At 76.7% G+C, this 374-nt stretch carries 1 pseudogene; it reads left to right on the top strand.

The window, feature by feature from the left end:
- Window positions 1-374: pseudogene (locus tag D183_RS0120480) on the top strand (hypothetical protein); the annotation flags it as partial.

The following is a 374-nucleotide window of genomic DNA, read 5'->3' as shown; positions in this document are numbered from 1 at the left end:
GCGCCCAGGCGGCGCTCGCGCGGCTGTGCGCGGGCGCGCGCCGCACCGGCGTGCGCAGCGATGCCGACCTGCGCACCCTGGGCATGGACGAGAGCCTGCGCCGGCTGGGCCCGTTCCTGGCCGACCTCAAGGCGGTGCTGGCCGACTACGGCCTGGACCTGGATGCCAGCGCCGGCGCGCTGCGCACCGGCCTGGTCAACCAGCAGGGCGACCAGGCGGTGGTGCGCATCCAGTACCCGCTGGACGGCGAACAGATCGACACCACCGCGGTGCTGGTGCGCCGCGACGGGCACTGGTACCTGCGCGACACCCTCAGCGAGGTGGATGCGCTGCTGGCGGCCAGCGCCGGCACCGCCGCCGCGGCCGCGGCACCC

The organism is Xanthomonas sp. SHU 199, assembly GCF_000364665.1.
Classification (GTDB): domain Bacteria; phylum Pseudomonadota; class Gammaproteobacteria; order Xanthomonadales; family Xanthomonadaceae; genus Xanthomonas_A; species Xanthomonas_A sontii.
The sequence above is the reverse complement of the archived record's forward strand: the minus strand, read 5'-3'. Positions and strand labels throughout refer to the sequence as shown.